The 3,223-nt window shown below is 43.7% G+C and carries 4 protein-coding genes; 2 read left to right on the top strand and 2 right to left on the bottom strand.

Annotation, left to right across the window (positions count from 1 at the left end):
• Together RYO92_RS11115 and RYO92_RS11110 are read left to right on the top strand one after the other, a co-directional pair.
• The coding region (locus RYO92_RS11115; RefSeq protein ID WP_315370419.1) for a CD3072 family TudS-related putative desulfidase at nucleotides 1-512 on the top strand (512 nt) is incomplete at its 5' end.
• Nucleotides 513-629: 117 nt separating this feature from the next.
• Nucleotides 630-1,196 (top strand): CD3073 family putative ECF transporter S component, encoded by a 567-nt coding sequence (locus tag RYO92_RS11110; RefSeq protein WP_007157735.1) that lies wholly within the window; start codon nucleotides 630-632, stop codon nucleotides 1,194-1,196.
• Between the two features lie 6 nt (nucleotides 1,197-1,202).
• Here the strand turns inward: RYO92_RS11110 and RYO92_RS11105 are convergent, their stop codons facing one another.
• Nucleotides 1,203-2,306, bottom strand: a complete 1,104-nt coding sequence (locus tag RYO92_RS11105) for a glycosyltransferase family 2 protein (protein WP_183683921.1) — start codon at nucleotides 2,304-2,306, stop codon at nucleotides 1,203-1,205.
• Nucleotides 2,307-2,681: 375 nt separating this feature from the next.
• On the bottom strand, nucleotides 2,682-3,223 hold a 542-nt coding region (locus tag RYO92_RS11100), incomplete at its 5' end, for a molybdopterin cofactor-binding domain-containing protein (RefSeq protein WP_315370418.1).

Genomic DNA, 3,223 nt, shown 5'->3' with positions numbered 1-3,223 from the left:
CTATTTATCCATCAAAGAAAATCATTGTAGTCAGTCACTGTGTTTTGAATCAAAATGCTGTGGTGCATGGCTTGGAGCGTGCAAAAGGCGCCTTTCCCCTGGTCGAAGAAATTCTAAAGAGGGGAATAGGCATAATTCAGCTTCCCTGTCCGGAATTCTTGTATCTGGGAAGCAATCGTCCTTCAATGAATAAGGCTGAGTATAAGAAGACGGAAGGCTATACCGAGCATTGTCGGAGAATTTTAGAGTCCGTTTTTTGGCAGTTGGAGGAGTATCAGAAAAATGGCTATAGTTATATTGGAGTTTTAGGAATTCAGGAAAGCCCAAGCTGTTCTCTTTCCTCTCCCCCAGGAGTTCTAATGGAAAAATACATGGAAGAAATGGAAAGAAGAAACTGGACACAGGCCTGTTTCGAAGTACCTGTCTTTTACGATGAAGAAGAGAAGGACGAAAAATGGGAAGAATATAAAGCTCGCTTTACTGCCTTCATAGAAGAAAAGCTTGAATCTTAAGTGAAAAAGATGAAAAAAGCTCAAGAAATGCAGTAAGAAAAATCTACTATAAAAAAACGAAAAAATGTGTTCTGTACGGTAAGTGATACAGCAGGAATTCAATAAAGGAGAATTGCAATGAACAAGTTGAATAAGAATACGAAGATTCTATTATTTTGTGCTCTGGCGGTGGTGGTAAATGTGGTCTTTGGAGATTTTGTCAGCATGCTAAAGATACCCCTTCTTTTTATGGATACCATCGGCACCATTTTCATTGCGGCATGCTACGGTATGGGCTATGGCGTTCTTACCGGTGTGGCCACCAACCTTTTGATGGGCTTTACGGCAAGCCCCAGCGCAATCCCCTTTGCCTTGGTCAATGTAGTGGTTGCAGTGGTGGTAGCCCTGATCAGTAAAGCCGGAAAGAAGGGCTTCAGCCTTCCCAAGGCAATCCTTGCAGGACTGCTTTTAGCCATTTTATGCCCAATGGTTGGAGCTCCCATTCGTATCTTCCTCTTCGGAGGACTGACCGGTTCCGGAACAGACTTGGTGATTATGGCCTTAAAGCAATCCGGTCAAGAGCTCTTTACTTCAGTTTATCTAGGGGCTGTTAGTGGAAACTTGGTGGATAAATTGCTGTCCTGCGTACTGGTGTCCCTCCTCTTACAAAGACAAGCTATGAAACGAAGCCTCAGCTTGGCCTAAAGGAAACTACGCCCATTTTCCGGACAGGCTGTAAACCTTCGCCAAAAGACCTCCCAAAAACTTGCCGTGAAGCTTCCGGAATTGTTCCTTTTCTTCCTTTAGGCGGTTTTTGTTCTTCATTTGCTTTCTGGTTTCCGCCTCTTCGTGTCTTCGATAGGAAAGCAAAGCCTTCTTGATATAGAGGAAACGCCCCTCTTTTTCCGCCAAATGCAGGAAGGCATCCCAATCCGTAATAAAACGATAGTCATTTTTGAATAATAATCTTCTGCAATGTGCTGTCACATAGGTACAGCTGGGGCAGGAGATGCTGTTGCCAAAAAGCAGAGGAAGCTTTTTCCAGAGGCTCTTTTCCGTATGATGGGTAAAATGATAGGGAAGTCGTAGGATTCTTTTCACTTTCTCGGCAACATTCGGCAGCTTCTGTCCCATACCGTCAATGTCCTGCACCGCAGTAAAAATCAAGCTGGCATCCGGATAGAGGGAATAGGCATGCTCCACAGCCTTAGTGTAATCTTCATGATACAAATCGTCCTGATGGGCAATGGTCACCAGTTTTGCTCTCTTTCTGCCTACCTCTAAAGCAAAATTCCAATCCCTTGCCAAAGAGGGCTCTCCGTTTCGAACAAATAAGGGCAAACGATATTCTCTGGAAATCCTCTTTAAAAATGCATTGGGAGTTGCGGTGCAAAGATAAATAGGAGATGGATTTTTTTGCTTTAAAAGAGATTGAATGCATGCTTCCAGATAAGAGGATTCTCCATAGCAGGGAATGACAAAGGCATGCAACACCTTCTTTCTCTTCTTTAGCGCAATAAACTTTCTTTCCGGAAGCCCTCTTACGCCTCTTTCCTCTGCATGAGCGGCGGCTTTTTCGATAAATGCCTCTGTTTTTTCCTTTGCTGTCTTAAAAAATCTGCACCTTCTGGCTTTTCGCGCTTTAAAGGAAAGGCCGGATTTTTCCGACTTCTGAAGGATAGCTTGTGGCTGTTCTACCTTCCGTTCCGGTTCATGCGACAGCTCCTGCTTTTCTTCCTCCAGAAAGCGGTTTACACCGCCCTTAGCCTTCTCTCCTTCTGCAAATATTCTTTTCTTCAATGCTTCCTTATCCATTTTTACTCCTTTGGCATTGCGGTAAGATTCATAATGCTCTTATTTTAACAAAAAATTAATTTTATTTCTACCGTTATTCGGAAGCTTTTTCCCATAATCCAGGTTTTTTCCCTAACCTCGGGGTTTTCCTTTAATTATAAGAAGGGACTGTAAAAATCAAAATAGTTTTCTAAGCAATATAGGTCTAAATTTGGGGCACGCTCTCGCTAGCTTCGCCTCGTAGCGGATACTAAGCGAAAAACTGCGTTTTGCTTGTTTTTCGCAAGTACCGACGGGCTCAGACTACCCCCTCATTTAGACCTATATTGCCGAAAATCTATTTTTTTTGATTTTTATAGTCCCTTCTTCATGAGCTTATATTTTTGCTATTCCGGGTTATGCCTTCTTCTTTCTATAGAATGTATTGTCCATAGGAAGCTTGGTTCTGAACTCATGGTCAAAGGCATAATAAGCATTGGCAATGGCCGGAGCAATAGGAATGCTGGCAATCTCTCCGATACCCTTAGCGCCGTATGCAAATGGGATAGGAGTATCTCTTTCTACATAGATGGCGTGAATATTCGGAATCTGGTTTGCACGAAGCAGTCCCAGGGTTCCAAGCTTAGCAGTGGGTACGCAATCCTTTAAGGGGAAGTCCTCAGTTAAGGCATAGCCCATTCCCATTAATACTCCACCTTCAATCTGTCCTTGAATCGCAACCGGATTTACAACCTTTCCGGAGTCATGGGCAGCATACACATCCGTTACCTGTCCCTGCTCATCCAAGAGTACCAGATTGGTTGCAAAGGCATAGGCTACGTGAGACTTGGGGTTGGGGAGGTCAGCGCCAAGCTTATCTGTGGGATCAAAGAACTCGAAGAAGTATTCTTTTCCTTCCAATGCGGAAAGGTCTCCGCCTACCTTGTCCAAATCTCCCT

The sequence above is a fragment of the Oribacterium sinus genome (assembly GCF_963553175.1).
GTDB classification, from domain to species: Bacteria; Bacillota; Clostridia; order Lachnospirales; family Lachnospiraceae; genus Oribacterium; species Oribacterium sinus_B.
The sequence above is the reverse complement of the archived record's forward strand: the minus strand, read 5'-3'. Positions and strand labels throughout refer to the sequence as shown.

Coding starts and splice junctions, on each gene's coding strand:
- RYO92_RS11110 (WP_007157735.1), top strand. CDS start 630: ATGAACAAGTTGAATAAGAATACGAAGATTCTATTATTTTGTGCTCTG.
- RYO92_RS11105 (WP_183683921.1), bottom strand. CDS start 2,306: ATGGATAAGGAAGCATTGAAGAAAAGAATATTTGCAGAAGGAGAGAAG.